This window comes from Tardiphaga sp. 215_C5_N2_1 (genome assembly GCF_052076055.1).
In the GTDB taxonomy this organism is placed as follows: domain Bacteria; phylum Pseudomonadota; class Alphaproteobacteria; order Rhizobiales; family Xanthobacteraceae; genus Tardiphaga; species Tardiphaga robiniae.
The window spans coordinates 687,223-704,572 of record NZ_CP197240.1; the positions used below are offsets into that span (position 1 = coordinate 687,223).

At 62.5% G+C, this 17,350-nt stretch carries 17 protein-coding genes; 12 read left to right on the forward strand and 5 right to left on the reverse strand.

Annotated features, from left to right (window positions below):
- Nucleotides 1-3: 3 nt before the first annotated feature.
- The 9 genes from AB7828_RS03030 to AB7828_RS03070 all read left to right on the forward strand — a co-directional run bounded on the left by AB7828_RS03030 (nt 4) and on the right by AB7828_RS03070 (nt 9,207).
- On the forward strand, nt 4-927 hold the full coding sequence (locus AB7828_RS03030; RefSeq protein ID WP_441229351.1) for a sugar kinase: 924 nt from the start codon (nt 4-6) through the stop codon (nt 925-927).
- A gap of 13 nt (nt 928-940) precedes the next feature.
- Nucleotides 941-1,603 carry a bifunctional 4-hydroxy-2-oxoglutarate aldolase/2-dehydro-3-deoxy-phosphogluconate aldolase gene (eda, locus tag AB7828_RS03035; RefSeq protein WP_441229352.1) on the forward strand — a complete coding sequence of 221 codons (663 nt, stop codon included), beginning with the start codon at nt 941-943 and terminating at the stop codon, nt 1,601-1,603.
- A 49-nt stretch (nt 1,604-1,652) separates the two neighbouring features.
- Nucleotides 1,653-2,822, forward strand: coding sequence for an acetyl-CoA acetyltransferase (locus AB7828_RS03040; RefSeq protein ID WP_441229353.1), 1,170 nt, complete (start codon nt 1,653-1,655; stop codon nt 2,820-2,822).
- 5 nt (nt 2,823-2,827) lie between these two features.
- Nucleotides 2,828-4,381 (forward strand): AMP-binding protein, encoded by a 1,554-nt coding sequence (locus AB7828_RS03045; protein WP_441229354.1) that lies wholly within the window; start codon nt 2,828-2,830, stop codon nt 4,379-4,381.
- A 145-nt stretch (nt 4,382-4,526) separates the two neighbouring features.
- Nucleotides 4,527-5,750 carry a CaiB/BaiF CoA transferase family protein gene (locus tag AB7828_RS03050; RefSeq protein ID WP_441229355.1) on the forward strand — a complete coding sequence of 408 codons (1,224 nt, stop codon included), beginning with the start codon at nt 4,527-4,529 and terminating at the stop codon, nt 5,748-5,750.
- A 3-nt stretch (nt 5,751-5,753) separates the two neighbouring features.
- A complete protein-coding gene (locus AB7828_RS03055; RefSeq protein WP_089267210.1) occupies nt 5,754-6,920 on the forward strand; it encodes an acyl-CoA dehydrogenase family protein in 1,167 nt (388 codons plus the stop codon).
- 187 nt (nt 6,921-7,107) lie between these two features.
- The gene (locus AB7828_RS03060) at nt 7,108-8,244 is read left to right on the forward strand and encodes a thiolase family protein (RefSeq protein WP_441229356.1); all 1,137 of its coding nucleotides are present in this window, start codon (nt 7,108-7,110) and stop codon (nt 8,242-8,244) included.
- A complete protein-coding gene (locus AB7828_RS03065) occupies nt 8,241-8,609 on the forward strand; it encodes a Zn-ribbon domain-containing OB-fold protein (RefSeq protein WP_441229357.1) in 369 nt (122 codons plus the stop codon). Before AB7828_RS03060 ends, AB7828_RS03065 begins: the two co-directional genes overlap by 4 nt.
- Before the next feature lie 124 nt (nt 8,610-8,733).
- The gene (locus AB7828_RS03070) at nt 8,734-9,207 is read left to right on the forward strand and encodes an acetate--CoA ligase family protein (RefSeq protein ID WP_439062642.1); all 474 of its coding nucleotides are present in this window, start codon (nt 8,734-8,736) and stop codon (nt 9,205-9,207) included.
- A 156-nt stretch (nt 9,208-9,363) separates the two neighbouring features.
- Here the strand turns inward: AB7828_RS03070 and AB7828_RS03075 are convergent, their stop codons facing one another.
- Nucleotides 9,364-10,491: an S-(hydroxymethyl)glutathione dehydrogenase/class III alcohol dehydrogenase gene (locus AB7828_RS03075; protein WP_120291114.1), complete on the reverse strand. Its 1,128-nt coding sequence runs from the start codon at nt 10,489-10,491 to the stop codon at nt 9,364-9,366.
- A gap of 101 nt (nt 10,492-10,592) precedes the next feature.
- On the opposite strand from AB7828_RS03075, the gene AB7828_RS03080 reads away from it, so the two are divergent.
- Nucleotides 10,593-11,480, forward strand: a complete 888-nt coding sequence (locus AB7828_RS03080; RefSeq protein WP_441229358.1) for a DMT family transporter — start codon at nt 10,593-10,595, stop codon at nt 11,478-11,480.
- An 82-nt stretch (nt 11,481-11,562) separates the two neighbouring features.
- Here AB7828_RS03080 and AB7828_RS03085 read toward each other — a convergent pair whose 3' ends face one another.
- From AB7828_RS03085 to AB7828_RS03095, 3 genes are all read right to left on the reverse strand, one after another.
- Nucleotides 11,563-11,925 (reverse strand): hypothetical protein, encoded by a 363-nt coding sequence (locus AB7828_RS03085; protein ID WP_068730647.1) that lies wholly within the window; start codon nt 11,923-11,925, stop codon nt 11,563-11,565.
- Nucleotides 11,926-11,999: 74 nt separating this feature from the next.
- Nucleotides 12,000-13,496: a cryptochrome/photolyase family protein gene (locus tag AB7828_RS03090; RefSeq protein ID WP_441229359.1), complete on the reverse strand. Its 1,497-nt coding sequence runs from the start codon at nt 13,494-13,496 to the stop codon at nt 12,000-12,002.
- 342 nt (nt 13,497-13,838) lie between these two features.
- Nucleotides 13,839-14,498, reverse strand: coding sequence for a peroxiredoxin (locus AB7828_RS03095; protein WP_089267220.1), 660 nt, complete (start codon nt 14,496-14,498; stop codon nt 13,839-13,841).
- A 68-nt stretch (nt 14,499-14,566) separates the two neighbouring features.
- On the opposite strand from AB7828_RS03095, the gene AB7828_RS03100 reads away from it, so the two are divergent.
- A complete protein-coding gene (locus AB7828_RS03100; RefSeq protein ID WP_309944381.1) occupies nt 14,567-14,782 on the forward strand; it encodes a hypothetical protein in 216 nt (71 codons plus the stop codon).
- Nucleotides 14,783-14,882: 100 nt separating this feature from the next.
- Nucleotides 14,883-15,449: a hypothetical protein gene (locus AB7828_RS03105; protein ID WP_441229360.1), complete on the forward strand. Its 567-nt coding sequence runs from the start codon at nt 14,883-14,885 to the stop codon at nt 15,447-15,449.
- Nucleotides 15,450-15,519: 70 nt separating this feature from the next.
- Here the strand turns inward: AB7828_RS03105 and AB7828_RS03110 are convergent, their stop codons facing one another.
- Nucleotides 15,520-17,349: an alkaline phosphatase family protein gene (locus AB7828_RS03110; protein WP_441229361.1), complete on the reverse strand. Its 1,830-nt coding sequence runs from the start codon at nt 17,347-17,349 to the stop codon at nt 15,520-15,522.
- Nucleotide 17,350 lies beyond the last annotated feature (1 nt).

Genomic DNA, 17,350 nt, shown 5'->3' on the forward strand with positions numbered 1-17,350 from the left:
ACCATGCGGATCGCCAGCATCGGCGAATGCATGATCGAGCTGCGTCAGATGCCGGACGGGCACCTGACGCGATCCTTCGGCGGCGACACGCTGAACACTGCGGTCTATCTCGCCCGGCTTGGCGCGGAGGTCGATTATGTCACCGCGCTCGGTGACGATCCGCTCAGCGACGAGATGATTGCCGGCTGGCAGGCCGAGGGCATCGGCACTGAGCGGGTGATGCGCCTCAAGGGCAAGCTGCCCGGTTTGTATATGATCGAGACCAATGAGGCCGGCGAGCGCCGCTTCTATCACTGGCGCGATGCGTCGGCTGTCCGCAGCTTGTTAAGTCTGCCTGAGACCGACGCGTTGCTGGCAGCACTTGCGGACTATGATCTGATCTATCTCTCGGCCATCACGCTGTCGCTGTTCGACGTGGCGGGGCGCGACCGCTTGCTTGCCGCACTCCAGCGCAGCCGCACGGCCGGCGTCCGTATCGCCTTCGATACCAATTTCCGCGCCCGCGGCTGGCCCGATCTCGATATCGCACGCAACGCGTTCCAGAGCGCCTTCGCGGTGTCGGACATCGTGCTGGCCTCGGCCGAGGACTTGTTGCCGCTCTATCCTGGCGAGGCCGAGGAAAAGCTGCTGTCGCGCGTTGAAGCCGATGAAGTGGTGCTCAAGCTCGATAGCCCCGCGAGCATCATACGGCATAACGGCCAGCCGCAGCGTGTCGAGGCCGAGCCGGTGACCCAGCCGGTGGTCGATACCACTGCCGCCGGCGACAGTTTTGCCGCTGCCTATCTGCACGCACGTCTGAGCGGCGCTCAGCCTGTCGCCGCCGCACAGGCAGGTCACTATCTCGCCGGCACTGTCGTCTGCCATCCCGGCGCGATCATCCCGCGCGAGGCGATGCCCGATATGATCGCGTTCGACACACCATCATGAGAGGACCATCCGCATGAACAAGCCTCTCGATATCGGTCAGCGTCAGGATCATCTGCGAAAGCTGCTGAAGGCAGCATTCGTCGTTCCCGTGCTCACGATCGAACGTGTTGCCGACGCCGTGCCGCTGGCGCGGGCGTTAGTCGCCGGTGGTATCCGCACGCTGGAAATCACCTTGCGCACCGATGCTGCCGTTGAAGCGGCGAAGGCCGTCATCGCCGAAGTGCCGGAGGCCATCGTCGGCATCGGCACGGTGCTCACGCCGGCGGATTTCCAGAAGGCCTATGCCATCGGGGCGCGGTTCACGGTCAGTCCCGGCGCGACGCGCGAATTGCTGGACATCGCAGCGTCCAGCGATCTGCAATTCCTGCCGGGCGTCGCCTCGGCCTCGGAACTGATGCAGGCGCGCGAACGCGGTTTTGATGTGCTCAAGTTCTTCCCCGCGGAACAGGCCGGTGGCATTGCGATGTTGCGCGCATGGGCGGGCCCGTTTCCGGATGTCAGATTTTGTCCGACGGGCGGGATCGGCGAGGCCAATGCGGCGAGCTGGCTCAGCGAGCCGATGGTTCTGGCGGTCGGCGGGTCCTGGATCTGTCCGTCGTCAATGATACGTTCCGGCGACTGGGCAGGCATAACGGCCATGTGCGCGCGGACCATGAAAACCCTGCAAGCGCCATGAAGCCGGGCTATAACGGGCTCAATATTTGAAATCGATCAGGGAGACGACCATGACTGCCAGCATTGTTGGTTGGGCGCATATGCCGTTCGGAAAATTCGACGCCGAGACTGTCGAGAGCATGGTGGTCCGCGTCGCGACCGAAGCCATGGCCGATGCGGGCATCTCCGCCAGTGATGTCGATGAAATCGTGCTCGGCCATTTCAACGCAGGCTTCTCGCCGCAGGATTTTACCGCGTCGCTGGTGCTGCAGGCCGATCCGGCATTGCGCTTCAAGCCCGCCACCCGCGTCGAGAATGCCTGCGCCACCGGTTCGGCTGCCGTGCATCAGGGCATCAAGTCGATCGCCGCCGGCGCTGCCAAGATTGTGCTCGTCGTCGGTGTCGAACAGATGACCCGCACGCCGGGCCCCGAGATCGGCAAGAACCTGCTTCGCGCGTCCTATCTGCCGGAAGACGGCGAGACGCCTGCGGGCTTCGCCGGCGTGTTCGGCGGCATCGCGCAAAAATACTTTCAGAAATATGGCGACCAGTCCGATGCGCTGGCCATGATTGCCGCCAAGAACCACGCCAACGGCGTCCACAATCCCTATGCGCAGATGCGCAAGGATATCGGCTTCGAATTCTGCCGCTCCGAAAGCGACAAGAACCCGTTCGTCGCCGGTCCCTTGAAGCGCACAGACTGCTCGCTGGTGTCCGACGGCGCCGCGGCATTGGTGCTGACGGATTCCGAGACCGCCAAGACCATGGGCAAGGCGGTCAACATCAAGGCCACCGGCCATGCGCAGGATTTCCTGCCGATGTCGAAGCGCGACATCCTTCAATTCGAGGGCTGCACCGTGGCCTGGCAGAAGGCGCTGAAGACCGCTGGCGTCGAGATCGGCGATCTCTCTTTCGTTGAGACCCATGACTGCTTTACCGTCGCCGAACTGATCGAATATGAAGCCATGGGCCTGACGCCGCGCGGGCAGGGTGCGCGCGCCATCAAGGAAGGCTGGACCCAGAAGGACGGCAAGCTGCCGATCAATCCGTCCGGAGGCCTCAAGGCCAAGGGTCACCCGATCGGCGCCACCGGTGTGTCAATGCATGTGTTGAGCGCGATGCAATTGCTGGGTCAGGCGCCAGAGGGCATGCAGATCAAGAACGCCAAACTGGCCGGTATCTTCAATATGGGCGGCGCCGCGGTGGCGAATTACGTTTCGATCCTGGAGCCGGCGAAGTAAGCGCCATGAACGTCGCCCAATGGCTGGCAGCGTCTGCGCGTCTGCATCCAGACGCACCGGCGCTGCTGACCGGCACCACAGTCCACGCTGACTACGCCACATTCGCGCGCCGTGCTGCCGCCATCGGTGCTGGCCTCGTACGCGATTACGGCATTCAGCCCGGCGACCGCGTCGCGCTGTTCATGTCGAATGCCACGCAATATCTCGAATGCATGTATGCGGTGTGGTGGATCGGCGCTGTCGTCATCCCGATCAATGCCAAGCTGCATGGCCGCGAGGCCGCGTGGATCTGCGACAATGCCGGCGCGAGGCTGGCCTTTGTCGACGACGACAGCCGGTCGGCACTGGTTCAGGTCGAGGAAGACCTGCCGACCGGCATGCAGATGCTGTCCATCGACAGCGAGACGTTTCACGAATTGCAGCATGGCGAGCCGGTGTCCGCGGTGCCGCTGTCCCGCGAAGACAACGATCTCGCCTGGCTGTTCTACACCTCCGGCACCACCGGCCGGCCCAAAGGTGTGATGCTCAGCCATGGCAATCTGGTCGCCATGTCCATGTGCTATCTCGCCGATGTCGATCAGGTGCATCAGCGCGATGCCATCCTCTATGCCGCGCCGATCTCGCATGGCGCCGGTCTCTATAATTTCATCCATATCCGTATGGCCGCGCGCCACGTCGTGCCGGAGAGTCAGGGCTTCGAGCCGGACGAAGTGCTCAATCTCGGCAAGCAACTCGGCGATGTCGCGATGTTCGCGGCGCCCACCATGGTGCGCCGTCTGGTCGATGCGGCGAAGAAGCGTGGCGAGAGCGGCGAGGGCATCCGTACCATCGTCTATGGCGGCGGGCCGATGTATCTGGCCGACATCCGCGACGCCATTGCCACCATGGGCCAGCGCTTCGTGCAGATCTACGGGCAGGGTGAATCGCCGATGACGATCACCTCGCTGCCGCGCGCCTTCCACGCCGATACCGAACACCCGCGCTATCTCGAACGCCTCGCTTCGGTCGGCCCGGCGCAGAGCGTGATGGAAGTGCGGATCACCGATGCCGACGGCAAGCCTTTGCCGGTTGGCGAGACAGGCGAGGTCGAGGCCAAGGGGCCGGCTGTGATGCTCGGCTACTGGAACAACGACAAGGCCAATGCCGAGACATTGAAAGACGGATGGCTCCGCACCGGCGATGTCGGCCGGCTCGACGACGACGGTTTTCTCACGCTGTCCGACCGCTCCAAGGATGTCATCATCTCCGGCGGTACCAATATCTATCCGCGCGAAGTCGAGGAGGCGCTGCTGACGCATCCCGCCGTGCGGGAAGTGTCGGCGATCGGGGTGCCCGAGCCGGACTGGGGCGAGGTCGTGGTGGCCTGTGTGGTGCTGGAGCCCGGCGCATCCGCCGACGATGCTGCGCTCGACGCGCATTGCCTCGCCAATATCGCCCGCTTCAAGCGCCCCAAGCGCTATGTTCATCTCGGTGCGCTGCCGAAGAACAATTATGGCAAAGTGCTCAAGACTGAGCTGCGGGAGATGATGCGCGCTTCGGCGCCGGCGGGGGCCGGCTAGTCGTTACCACTTTGACGCGTACCGGCATCCCACGCATACGGCCCCGCGTCTGGCGCCCTTGCGCCCGTAAAGCCGCTCCCGCTAAGACGAAGGTAACAGGGGCGCTATTGGCGCCTGACCACGCGCTTTTCGGGAGCAAACGACTTTGACGGGACCACTTCACGGGATCAAAATCATCGACATGACCTCGGTGATGATGGGGCCTTATTGCACCCAGACTCTGGGTGACTACGGCGCCGATGTGATCAAGGTGGAGTCTCCCGATGGAGACGTGGTTCGGTCAATTGGGCCGATGCGCAATCCCGGCATGGGGCCGATTTTCCTGAATACCAATCGCAGCAAGCGCTGCGTCTGTATCGACCTCAAGAAGGAAGAGGGCCGCGCGGCGCTGCTCAAGCTGGTCGAGACCGCCGATGTGCTGGTTTACAATGTCCGCCCGGCGGCCATGGCGCGGCTCAATCTCGGCTATGACGTCATGGCCAAGGTCAATCCGCGGCTGATCTATGCCGGTGTGTTCGGCTTCAGCCAGGCCGGCCCCTATGCCGCCAAGCCCGCTTATGACGACCTGATCCAGGGCGCCACCGCGCTGCCCGCGTTGAATGCGCGCATCAGCAGTGACGGTGTGCCGCGCTATGTGCCCAATGCGCTGGTCGATCGCATCGTCGGGCTCACCGCGCTTGGCGCCATCCTTGCCAGCGTCGTGCATCGCGACAAGACCGGCGAGGGCCAGCGCGTCGACATCCCGATGTTTGAGACCATGGCGAGCTTCATGATGGGTGACCACATGGGCGGCCTCACTTACGATCCGCCGCTCGACAAGGGCGGCTATGGCCGTCACCTCTCGCCGGACCGCCGGCCGTACCAGACTTCGGACGGCTATATCTGTGCGATGGTCTATAACGACAAGCAGTGGAAGAGCTTCCTCAAGCATGTCGGCCGCGAGGAACTGTTCGACGATCCGCGCTTCGCGACCTTTCCGCAGCGCATCCAGCATATCGACACGGTGAACGCCGAACTGTCGCGCATCTTCACGACCAGGACGACGGCGGAATGGGCGAAGCTGCTCGATGACGCCGACGTGCCGTCGACCCCGATGCACACGCTGGAAAGCATGATGCAGGATCCGCATATGCTGGCGACCGACTTCTTCCAGCAGGTCGAGCATCCGACCGAAGGTGCGATCCGCAGCATGAAGGTGTCGGCGACCTGGTCGAAGACCCCGGTCAATCCGACGCGCCTTGCCTCGCATCTCGGCGAACAGAATGCCGAAGTGCTGGCTGAGGTCGGCTATACTGCCGAGCAGATCGAGAAAATGCACAAGGATGGCGTGCTCCGACAGGCCGCTATCCCAGATACGTCGGAGCTGTAACACATGGATTTCGCCCTCGACGCCAACCAGGAATCCATCCGCGACGCCATCGAGAAGATCTGCGCGCGTTTCGACGATGCCTATTGGCTGAAGAAGGACAAGGAGGGCGGTTTCCCCATCGACTTCCACAAGGCGATGGCCGATGCCGGCTGGCTCGGCATCTGTATTCCCGAGGAATATGGCGGTTCGGGTTTGGGGATCACCGAGGCCGCGATCATGATGCGGGCGATTTCGGAATCCGGCGCCGGCATGTCGGGTGCGTCAGCTGTGCATATGAATGTGTTCGGCCTCAATCCGGTGGTGGTGTTTGGCACGCCCGAACAGTGCGCGCGCATGCTGCCGCCCATCGTGGACGGCACCGAGAAATCCTGTTTCGCGGTGACCGAGCCCAATACCGGCCTCAACACCACGCAGCTCAAGACCCGCGCCGTGCGCAAGGGCGATCGCTACATCGTCAACGGCCAGAAGGTCTGGATCTCCACCGCGCAGGTCGCCGAGAAAATCCTGTTGCTGGCGCGCACCACGCCGCTTGAAGAGGTGAAGAGCCCGACGCATGGGCTCAGCCTGTTCTATACGGATCTCGACCGCTCCAAGATCGCCGTGCACGAGATCGAAAAGCTCGGCCGCAAGGCCGTCGACTCCAACGAGCTGTTCATTGCCGATTTTGAAATTCCGGTCGAGGATCGCATCGGCGAAGAGGGCCACGGCTTCGAATATATCCTGCACGGCATGAACCCCGAGCGCATCCTGATCGCGGCGGAAGCCGTCGGTCTCGGCAAGGCTGCACTGAGGAAGGCGGCCGACTACGCCAAGGTGCGCAACGTGTTCAACCGCCCGATCGGCCAGAACCAGGCGATCCAGCATCCGCTCGCCAAGAACTGGATGGAGCTTGAAGCCGCCTGGCTGATGGTGCTGTCGGCCGGCTGGCAATATGACCAGGGACTGCCCTGTGGCCCCGCCGCGAATTCGGCGAAGTATCTCGCGGGCGAGGCTGGCTATCACGCCTGCGAACAGGCGGTGATGACCCATGGCGGCTTTGGTTACGCCAAGGAATATCATGTCGAGCGTTATCTCAGGGAGTCGCTGATCCCACGCATCGCCCCGATCAGCCGCGAACTGATCCTGAGCTTCATCGCCGAAAAGGCGCTCGGTTTGCCGAAGTCGTATTGATGATGACGATAGTGGTCGCGTCGCAATACCGGCCTCTCGATTCCCTCCCCCCTTGCGGGGGAGGGTCAGGGAGGGGGGTAACCACAGGCGACGTCATCCGCGGCTACCCCCGCCCCCGACCCGTCGCCGCCAAGCGAAGCTTCGCTTCGCTTGGCGGGAGGGGAGCACTGCTGCCGGAGTGTTTGTCATGAGCTACATCACCGGCGTTGGTCTTCTTCCCTACGGCAAGCACGAGGGCTCATCGACCATCGACCTGATGAGCCGCGCCGCCGAGCTGGCGCTGGCCGATGCCGGCCTCAAGCGTGGCGACATCGACGGCTTCCTGTGCGGCTATTCCACCACCATGCCGCATATCATGCTGGCGACCGTGTTCGCCGAGCATTTCGGCATCACGCCATCCTATGCCCATGCGATCCAGGTCGGCGGCGCCACCGGCATGGCGATGGCGATGCTGGCGCATCAGCTGGTCGAGGGCGGCGTTGCCAAACATGTGCTGGTGGTCGGGGGCGAGAACCGGCTGACCGGCCAGAGCCGCGATGCGTCGATCCAGGCGCTGGCGCAGGTCGGTCATCCCACTTACGAAGTGCCGCTCGGCCCGACCATCCCGGCCTATTACGGCCTCGTTGCTAACCGATACATGCATGAATACGGCGTGACGCAGGAAGACCTTGCCGAATTCGCCGTGCTGATGCGCCAGCACGCGCTGACTCATCCTGGTGCGCAGTTTCACGACCCGATCACCGTCGCCGACGTGATGGCCTCGAAGACCATTGCCACGCCGCTCAAACTGCTCGACTGCTGTCCGGTGTCCGATGGCGGCGCGGCCTTCGTTGTCAGCTATGAGCCGACCAGTTCAACGAAAATCCGCGTCCGCGGCGCTGCGCAGGCGCATACCCACCAACACATCACCGCCGCGCCGGCGCTGTCCGAACTCGGCGCCGAGATTGCCATCGCGCGCGCGAAGAAGGCGACGGGTATCGAGATCTCCGATGTCCGCTACGCCGCGGTGTATGACAGCTTCACCATCACTCTGGCGATGCTGCTGGAAGATCTCGGTCTTGCCGGCCGCGGTGAGGCGGCGGCGCAAGTGCGCGCCGGCTATTTCAGCCAGCACGGCGTGATGCCGCTCAACACGCACGGTGGTCTTCTGAGCTACGGTCATTGCGGCGTCGGTGGCGCCATGGCGCATCTCGTCGAAACACATCTGCAGATGACAGGCAGGGCCGAGAACCGTCAGGTCAGGGATGCTTCCGTCGCGCTGCTGCACGGTGACGGCGGTGTGCTGTCGTCCCATGTCAGCATGTTCCTGGAGCGCGTATCATGAGCGAGCTCAAGCCTGCCGCCGACTGGACCACCGGGACTGAAGCTATCGGCTATCAGTCCTGCCGCGCTTGCCAGTCGATCCAGTATTTCCGCCGCAGTTTTTGCGCCGCCTGCGGCTCGTCCGATTTCGACGACAAAATCGCAAGCGGCGAGGGCACCGTCTATGCGACATCGCTCGTACTGCGCGCCGGGACGCCGGAAGCGCGCGAGCATGTGCCCTATAATATCCTGCTCATCGACACCGCCGAAGGCTTTCGCATGATGGCCCACGGCGCCAACGATCTCGTGATCGGCGACAAGGTAAAAGCCGGCTATCGGCGATTCACCGGCCGCCTCGTACCGTTCTTCGAAAAGACTCCTCAATGAGCCGTCTGCGCTTCGCCCTCGATCCGAAATCCGTGGCCATCATCGGCGCCTCGGAAAATCCCAACTGGCAAGCCGCTGGTGGTCGCCGCGACGCAGCCCAGCGTCGCCAAGGAGTGAACTTGGTCTGGTCAAGCTTGGCGTCGCCTCGCGCGAGGCGGTCGGTGAGGTCTATGCCGAGATGGAAGGGATCATCCGCAAGCACGGCTCGCGCTTCGACGGCGTCATCATCGCCGCCATGACCGGCGGTCGCCGCGAGATCGTGATCGGCGCGCATCGCGATCCCGTCTTCGGCCCGGTGGTGATGGTGGGCGACGGCGGCAAATATGTCGAAGCGTTCAAGGACACCACGCTGCTGCTGCCGCCTTTCACCAGGGACGATGCCATGCGCGCGATGGCGAAGCTGCGCATCGCGCCGCTGTTCGAAGGCGTCCGCGGTGAGCTGCCGATGGATGTCGATGCGCTCGTGGATGCAATGGTTCGGATCGGCGAGCTGATGGCGGATACGTCCGCCAGGGTGATGAGCATCGACCTCAATCCGGTGATGCTGAATACGAACGGCTGCGTCGTGGTGGACGCCGTGGTGTTCAAGGGGGAGTAGGGATGCTCCGTTAAACCCTCCCTTGCGGGGAGGGTGGCCGCGCGAAGCGCGGACGGGTGGGGGTACCCCACGGTATGACGTCACGTGGGGCACCCCCACCCCGGCCTTCGGCCGACCCTCCCCGCAAGGGGGAGGGTTAAGCAAGTCGACGCTCTATCAGAACGTCACCACACCGCGGATACTCTCCCCGCGCTTCATCAGATCAAACCCCTTGTTGATGTCACTGAGCGGCATCACGTGGGTGATCATCGGGTCGATCTGGATCTTGCCCTGCATGTACCAGTCGACGATTTTCGGTACGTCGGTGCGGCCGCGGGCGCCGCCGAAAGCCGAGCCGCGCCAGACGCGGCCGGTCACCAGCTGGAACGGGCGTGTCGAGATTTCAGCGCCGGCCGGCGCCACGCCGATGACGATGGATTCGCCCCAGCCGCGGTGGCAGGCTTCCAGCGCCTGACGCATGACCGTGACATTGCCGGTGCAATCGAAGGTGTAATCGGCGCCGCCGATCTGGTCAGCGCCGCGTTTGGTCATGTCGATGAGATGTGGGACCAGATCCTTGCCCAACTCCTTCGGGTTAACGAAGTGAGTCATGCCGAAGCGCTCGCCCCAGGCCTTTCGGTCATTATTGATGTCGACGCCGATGATCATGTCGGCGCCGGCGAGCCGCAGGCCCTGCAGCACGTTGAGGCCGATGCCGCCGAGGCCGAACACGATCGCCTTGGCGCCTTGCTCGACCTTGGCGGTATTGAACACAGCGCCGATGCCGGTGGTGACGCCGCAGCCGATATAGCAGACCTTGTCGAACGGCGCGTCCTCGCGGATTTTCGCCACCGCGATCTCGGGCAGCACGGTGTAATTCGCGAAGGTCGAGGTACCCATATAGTGGTGAACAGGCTTGCCCTCGAGCGAGAAGCGCGAGGTGCCGTCGGGCATCAGGCCCTGACCCTGCGTCGCGCGAATGGACGTGCAGAGATTGGTCTTGCGCGACAGGCATGACGGGCACTGGCGGCATTCCGGCGTGTAGAGCGGGATGACATGGTCACCCTTCTTCACGGAGGTGACGCCGCGGCCGACATCGACGACGACGCCGGCGCCTTCATGGCCGAGGATCGCCGGAAACAGACCTTCGGGATCGGCGCCCGACAAGGTGAACTCGTCGGTGTGGCAGATGCCGGTGGCCTTGATCTCGATCAGCACTTCGCCGTCGCGCGGACCTTCGAGCTGAACGGTGGTGATCTCCAGCGGCTTCCCGGCACTGATGGCAACGGCGGCGCGAACGTCCATGGCAAATTCCTTCGGTAATGGTCTCGGTGTCGTGATGTCAGGCGGCAGGTCCGCGCAAACAGCCATTGCCGCTTAGCACATGATGGGGCACTGAGCAGCCCGTGAAACAGGTTCAGAAAAGCGATCTTGAAATCCTGATCGGACGCGCAGCACCCATCGTCTTCGTGCTGCTGTGGAGCACCGGTTTCATCGGCACCAAGTATGTGCTGAACGGCGCTGAACCTCTGACCTATCTGACCGTGCGCATGATGCTGGTGGTCGCGATCATGGCGGTGATCGTCGCATGGGTGCGACCGGCGTGGCCGGATCGCGCGGGCATCGGCCACAGCATCGTCGCCGGGCTGCTGGTGCAGGGGCTTTATCTCGCCGGTACCGTGTTTGCGGTCGCGCACGAGGTCCCGGTCGGTCTGTCGGCACTGATCCCGGGTCTGCAGCCGATCCTCACCTCGATCCTCGCCAGTCGGTTTCTCGGCGAGCGCGTCACGCCGCTGCAATGGGGCGGGGTGGCGCTCGGTCTCGCCGGCGTGTTGCTGATCCTGCATGGTCGGCCGATGACGGGCGAGGCGGGCTGGGGCTGGTTCGCGTCCGCCATTTCGCTGATCACGATCACCGTCGGCACGCTCTATCAGAAGCGCTATTGCGGCGGCATCGACTGGCGCACGGGCAGCTTCATTCAGCAACTCGCAGCAATGGTCATGCTCGGCATCGGCGCGTGGGCCCTTGAGACCAATGTGATCCACTGGTCGGCGGAGTTCGTGCTGTCGGTGGTGTGGCTCGCGGTGGTGCTGTCGATCGGCACCGTCGGGCTGCTCTACTGGCTGCTGCGGCGCCAGGCCTCGAGCCAGGTGGCGAGTCTGTTCTATCTTGTGCCGGCCGTGACGGCGCTGATGGCGTTCGTTCTGTTTGGTGAAAAGCTCGATGCCGTTGCCATCATCGGCATGATTGCCTGCGGAGCTGCGGTATTGCTGGTCAACCGCGCCAGGGCCTGACGCCATCCTGCGTCAATCCAGACCCCGGACATGAAAAAGCCTCCGGGCTTGGACCCGGAGGCTTTCACATCTGCGAAGAAGCTTACTTCTTCTTGGCAGCCTTCTTGGCCTTCTTGGCCTTCTTCGGAGCGGCCTTCTTGGCGGCCTTCTTCACGGTCTTCTTGGCAGCCTTCTTCACGGTCTTCTTGGCGGCCTTCTTGACGGTCTTCTTCACTGCTTTCTTAGCCATTGGTCTCGCTTTCTGGGTTTTCTTCTTTGAAGATTTCTTCGCAGAAGTTTTCTTGGTGGACTTCTTCGTCTTCTTAGCCGGGGTCACTTTCTTTGCGACTTTCTTTGCGGCCTTCTTGACCTTCTTCGCCACCGAGGTGGCGACTTCCTTAGTCGCGTCGGCTGCGCTGCTAAGCGCGTCCGTCACTTGCTCCAGGACTGGAGTGTCGTCGTTCATAGCATCCCCCAACATTGTCGACTTTTTCACGTTAGTCCGATTCGGGCGCGTGTTGAAGAGTGTGTTATCGACAGTCAACTATTTCGTATCGTTGTGTACGCCTTTAATGCGCGCTCGCGACCGACTTTGTGATCGACGATCGGCGACGGATAGTCTTTGCCTAAAGTGATTCCCGCGTTTTTGAGTTCGAGCGGTGAAGCTGTCCAAGGCTGATGAATATGTTTTGTGGATAGTTCTGTCAGTTCGGGTATCCAGCGCCTGACATAGACACCACCGGGATCGAACTTCTCACCCTGCAGGATCGGATTGAAGACGCGGAAGTAGGGTGCTGCATCCGCGCCGGAGCCTGCGACCCACTGCCAGTTGGCGGGATTGCTGCCCGCATCCGCGTCGACAAGCGTATCCCAGAACCACTTCTCGCCCTCGCGCCAGTCGATGAGCAGATGTTTGACGAGGAAAGATGCGACCACCATGCGTACGCGATTGTGCATCACACCGGTGTGCCAGAGCTCGCGCATGCCGGCATCGACGATCGGATAGCCGGTCAGACCGCGTTGCCACGCGCGCAGCGCCTTGCGATCGGTCTTCCATGGGAACTCATCGAAGGATGATTGCAGATTGCGCGTGGCCAAATCAGGAACATCGAACAGCAGATGGCGGCAGAACTCGCGCCAGCCGACTTCGCTCATGAACTTTGCGATGTCGCTGCTGTGCTTCGGATGTTCTGCAGCTCCGAAATGCGCAGCGGTCCAGATCTGACGCGGACTGATCTCGCCGAAGCGAAGATGCGGCGACAGGCGGGACGTGATCTCGCGGTCAGGCCGATCGCGGTCGCTGCTATACCCCGCGATCTCCTTCAGGAAGCGCTTCAGATGTTTCTGCGCAGCCGCTTCGCCTGGCGTCCACATCTCGCGCAGACCGCCGGCCCAGTCGGGCTTCGATGGCTCTAGTGCCCAGTCGGCGAGCCTGTCGCTCTTCACCTTCGGCGCGGGCATTAGTTTCTTCGGCGCCGGAAGCGGCTTCGCCGGTTCGCCCATCGTCTGAACGCGCCGCCAGAACGGTGTGAACACGCGCAGGCCGCGGCTCTCCTTCGTGCCGGTCTCCTTGGCGCGGATTGTCGCAGGATGCGCCAGGAGGTCACCCGGAAAGCTCTGCGTGCCGACATCGAGGTCGGCAAGCGCTTCGGTAACGCCATCGGCGACCGCGAGATGCGGCGCCTGCGCGATCTCGTTCCAGAAGACGTGGCTGGCATCGACTGCGCGCGCCACATCGACAATGACGTCGGCCGCAGCGCCCTTGCGCAGCACCAGTGTGCCGCCGATGGCGTCGAGGCTTGCGCTGAGTGCGCGCAGCGACTGCGCCAGCCACCACCTCGTCGCGCCGCCCATCGAGCGCGCCTGCGGTGGCTTCAATGCCTTGCTCTGTTCATCGAGGATGTAGAGACAGATCACCGGCGCATTGCGCCTGGCTGCGGCATGAAGGGCAGGGTGATCGGACAGACGAAGGTCGTCGCGAAACCAGACGACGATAGGTGCCTGCGTCGGTGTTGAGGTCGAAGATTGATCGGTCATCACTCATCCAACGCGGATGTCGGGTGATTGATCCGGCCGCGAATACCGCGAGAGGCTTTGCAACCCTGCGCTCATAGGCGCCTAGTATCAGGACATTTATTACTGAATTGGTACTCGAAGCGGTTTTGAAGCGATACACGATTCGCTACGCGACGACGTTCGCCGCCATGCTGCCGCTGGGTCTGCTCTTCCTCGGCATCGTTGCGAGAGCTCCTCGCAAGGACGTGGAGAAGGGACCCATGACGACGGAGAGTGCCTGCAGCATCGATTGGACGAGTCAAAGAAAAGAGGCGCCGCGATCTCTCGCGGCGCCTCTTTCGTTCTTGCAAATCAGTCGCAGCGTTACTTCGGCTGCGGCACGATGCGGATATAGGGCTTCGGTTCTTTCCAGCCATTCGGATAGATCGTCTTGGCCTCGTCGTTGGTGACGGAGCCGGCGATGATGACGTCCTCGCCATGCTTCCAGTCTGCCGGCGTGGCGACGCGATGCTTGGCGGTCATCTGCAGTGAATCGATGACGCGCAGGATTTCCTGGAAGTTGCGACCGGTGGTCATCGGATAGACCAGCACCAGTTTGATCTTCTTGTCCGGTCCGATGATGAAGACGTTGCGCACGGTGGCATTATCCGCGGCGGTACGGCTGTCGGCATCGCCCGCCACGTCGGCCGGAAGCATGTTGTAGAGCTTGGAGACCTTGAGGTCAGTGTCGCCGATCATCGGGAAGGTCGGGCGGGCGCCCTGGGTTTCGTTAATGTCGTCGACCCACAGCGCGTGCTTGTGCACGGGGTCGACGCTGAGGCCGATCAGCTTGACGCCGCGCTTGTCGAATTCCGGCTGCAGCTTGGCGAGGGCGCCGAGTTCGGTGGTGCAGACCGGGGTGAAGTCCTTCGGATGCGAGAACAAAAGAGCCCAGCTATCGCCGATCCAGTCGTGGAACTTGATGCGGCCAGCCGTGGTTTCGGCCTCGAAATCGGGGGCGACGGCGTTGATCTGGAGCGTCATGATGGACCTCATGTCATTCTGATTACAGATGAATTTCGTGAGCCGATTATAGAGGCGCACGTTGGTAAATGGAACTGTCCAGCAAAAAGGACAAGAACTTTCTTCAAATTCAGCGCGCGCTGGCATTCAGTTTCACGCAAGGCGGCTGCGGCAAAATACCCACGCAACATGATGTTATCGGATGCCGTGATGTTGCCTCCCGCGCGGCGCAATCCCGCCTGACCGCATCGCCACATCTGATCGAACCCAGCAGCGTCCCGGCGCGACTGAACTGCAACGGTTAGGGATAAGAAGAACTCCTGTCGATCTCTTAACCGAGCGTTAAGTCGCCCATGGAATTGCTGGGCTATGTTGAGAAATATGCTGCAAACAGAAGAGCTTGAAATGTCATCCGCTGCCGCTGCCGACGTATTCGGCGCCATCGAAACGTCCTCCATCAACGATCATCGCGCTGCGGCGCAGGCCCTCGCCATCGTGCGCGACGGCGTCATCACCGGCGAAGGCCCGACCACCCGTGGCCGTATCCATTTCTCCCGTGCGCTTGATGCCGATGACGCCGCCTGGTGCGAGCGCATCCTGGGTGCATCGGCACTGGCCAGCCAGCCGGTCAGCCGCGACGAGGCCGAGGCACTGTTTGCGATCAACGAAGCGGCGGCCGAGCGCAGCGATGACGGACGTTTCGACGACCTGTTCGCCAAGGCTGTCGTCCATCACGCTGCGTCCGCGTCGGGCCTGCCGGTGCCGCCGCGTGCGGTGGCGCTGTCGCCCGATGTGGCCATCGAGACCTGGGCGCCGACCAAGGCCGTTGGCGTGAATATCGAAGTGCTCGAATGGATCGCGTCGCAGATGCGCGCCAAGCGCGTCAGCAATGCCGCCATCATGACGCTGGTCACGACTGTGGTCGGCGCCGCGACGCTGCAACTGCCGAATGTGTTCGACATCGGCATGTAAGCCGGTCGAAGATCGTCAGAATACGAAAACGGCGGAGCGTGGCTCCGCCGTTTTTTGTTTGGGCTGTCGCTTACTTCGCGTCGAGGCCGACAGTCCGGCCCGGGAAACCGGCGACATCGAAATATTTGTGCTCGCCGACCTTCTGCAATTGCAGCACCGTGACCAGACCCTGATCGTCAGGCGCCGAACGCATCACGTCGGTCGTTGCCGTCGGCGTTTCGCCAGTCACCGTCGCTTCACTCATCACGCGGCCGATCAGGCTGCCTTTGGACTCGCGCTTGAGGCCGAGCAGATGCGCGGCAGTCATGCCGGTATCGGCATTGCTGACCGGCAGGGGATCGACGAAGCCGGCTTTGAAGTCCGGACCGATCGCCGCCATGAAGTTGTGGGTATCGCCGCGCCCGAACGAACCATGCATGCCCTGACCCTGACGCAGCACGGTGTCTGCGATCTCGACCTGGCACGCCGCCGGCTCTTCGCAGCCCTCCGAATAGGAGCGGAATGAGACGACGATCGCGGGATGCGGCGTGACAGCCTTGCCGGACAGGTTGATCGACGACAGTGGCAGCGCGCCGGGGAAGGAGCCCAGCGAGTCCTCCACGAAGATGCCGCTGATGTAATCCTGCTTCAGCAGCGCCTTCACGGTGCGGCCGGCGAGGACCTTGTCGCCGGTCGGCAGATAGATCAGGTCGGAGCCGCCATTGGTGGCGATGATCAGCTCGGGCTTGTCCTTGTCCTTGCCGATATAGGCGTTGCCGGCCTTCGGATACGCATTGTCGGCAACGGCGGCGAATTTGTCGTTGGGATCGAACAGCGGCAGGTCGAGCGACTTGGCGAGATCGATGGCCAGGAAGCCCAGCGGCAGGAAGCCTTCCGGCGTATCCGCATAGGTGCCCTTGATGGTCGCCGAGGTCTTGCTCTCCTTGGAGATCGTCGAGAAGCCGTGATCCGCCGAGATCATGATGTTGGTATTGGCACTGAGCCCAAGATCGTCGAGCGTCTTGCGCAGCTGCGCGAGATTGTCGTCGGCGTTCTTGATCGAGGCGAGTGAGGAAGGGCCGTTGATGCCGGGCGTCACTTTGTTGAGACTGTCACCCTGATTGTGCTGGGTGCCGTCGGGATCGCGCGACCAGAAGATGAGCACGAACGGCTTGTTGCGTGCCTTGAACATCGGCAGCACCACTTTGCTCGCGACATCGGCCATATAGGCCTGCTGCTTGATATTGGCTTCCGTGGTGCCAGGCGTCTTGGCGTCGCCCGCCTTGCCATTGTCGCCGCGGCCGGGTGTTTCCACCGCCAGGCCTGCCTTGGCCAAAGCGTCCTTCATCTCGTCAGACAGGGGAATGCCGAGCAGCTTGCCTGCTTTGTCGATGCCGCCGGTCTGGTCGTCGATGGTGATCGTCTCCTTGCCGGTGCGTTCGGTGTGATCGAACATCAGCGTCGGGCCGACCTTGCCGATCGCGGCGGTGGAATAGCCGGCCTTGCGCGCGGCCTTCAGCAGCGTTTCCTCATTGAGGTAGTCGCCGTTGAACTGCTCGTCGAGATCGCCCAGTACTTGGTCGTGTTCGATGAAGGGGATCGGGCTGTTGTTCTGCACCGGGGTGGGGTGGCCGGTATAGATCGAGTTCGAGAACACGCCGGTATCGCCGAGATAATGGCCGGACGCCATGCCCGACGCATTGGCCATGGTGAAGGTCGGAAACAGCGAATGAGAGTTTCGGAAATTGACGCCCTTATCCCGCACTGCGGACATCGCAGGCGCCGTTTCCGGCGTCACTTTCAGCGCCCGGAGCCCATCAGGTACGAACAAAATGAGGTTGCGGGGAGGGCTGTTTTGGGCGAAAGCCGTTGTTGCGGATATAAAAGTAAGACTGAGGGAGAGGATGGTGGCGCAGCGCATG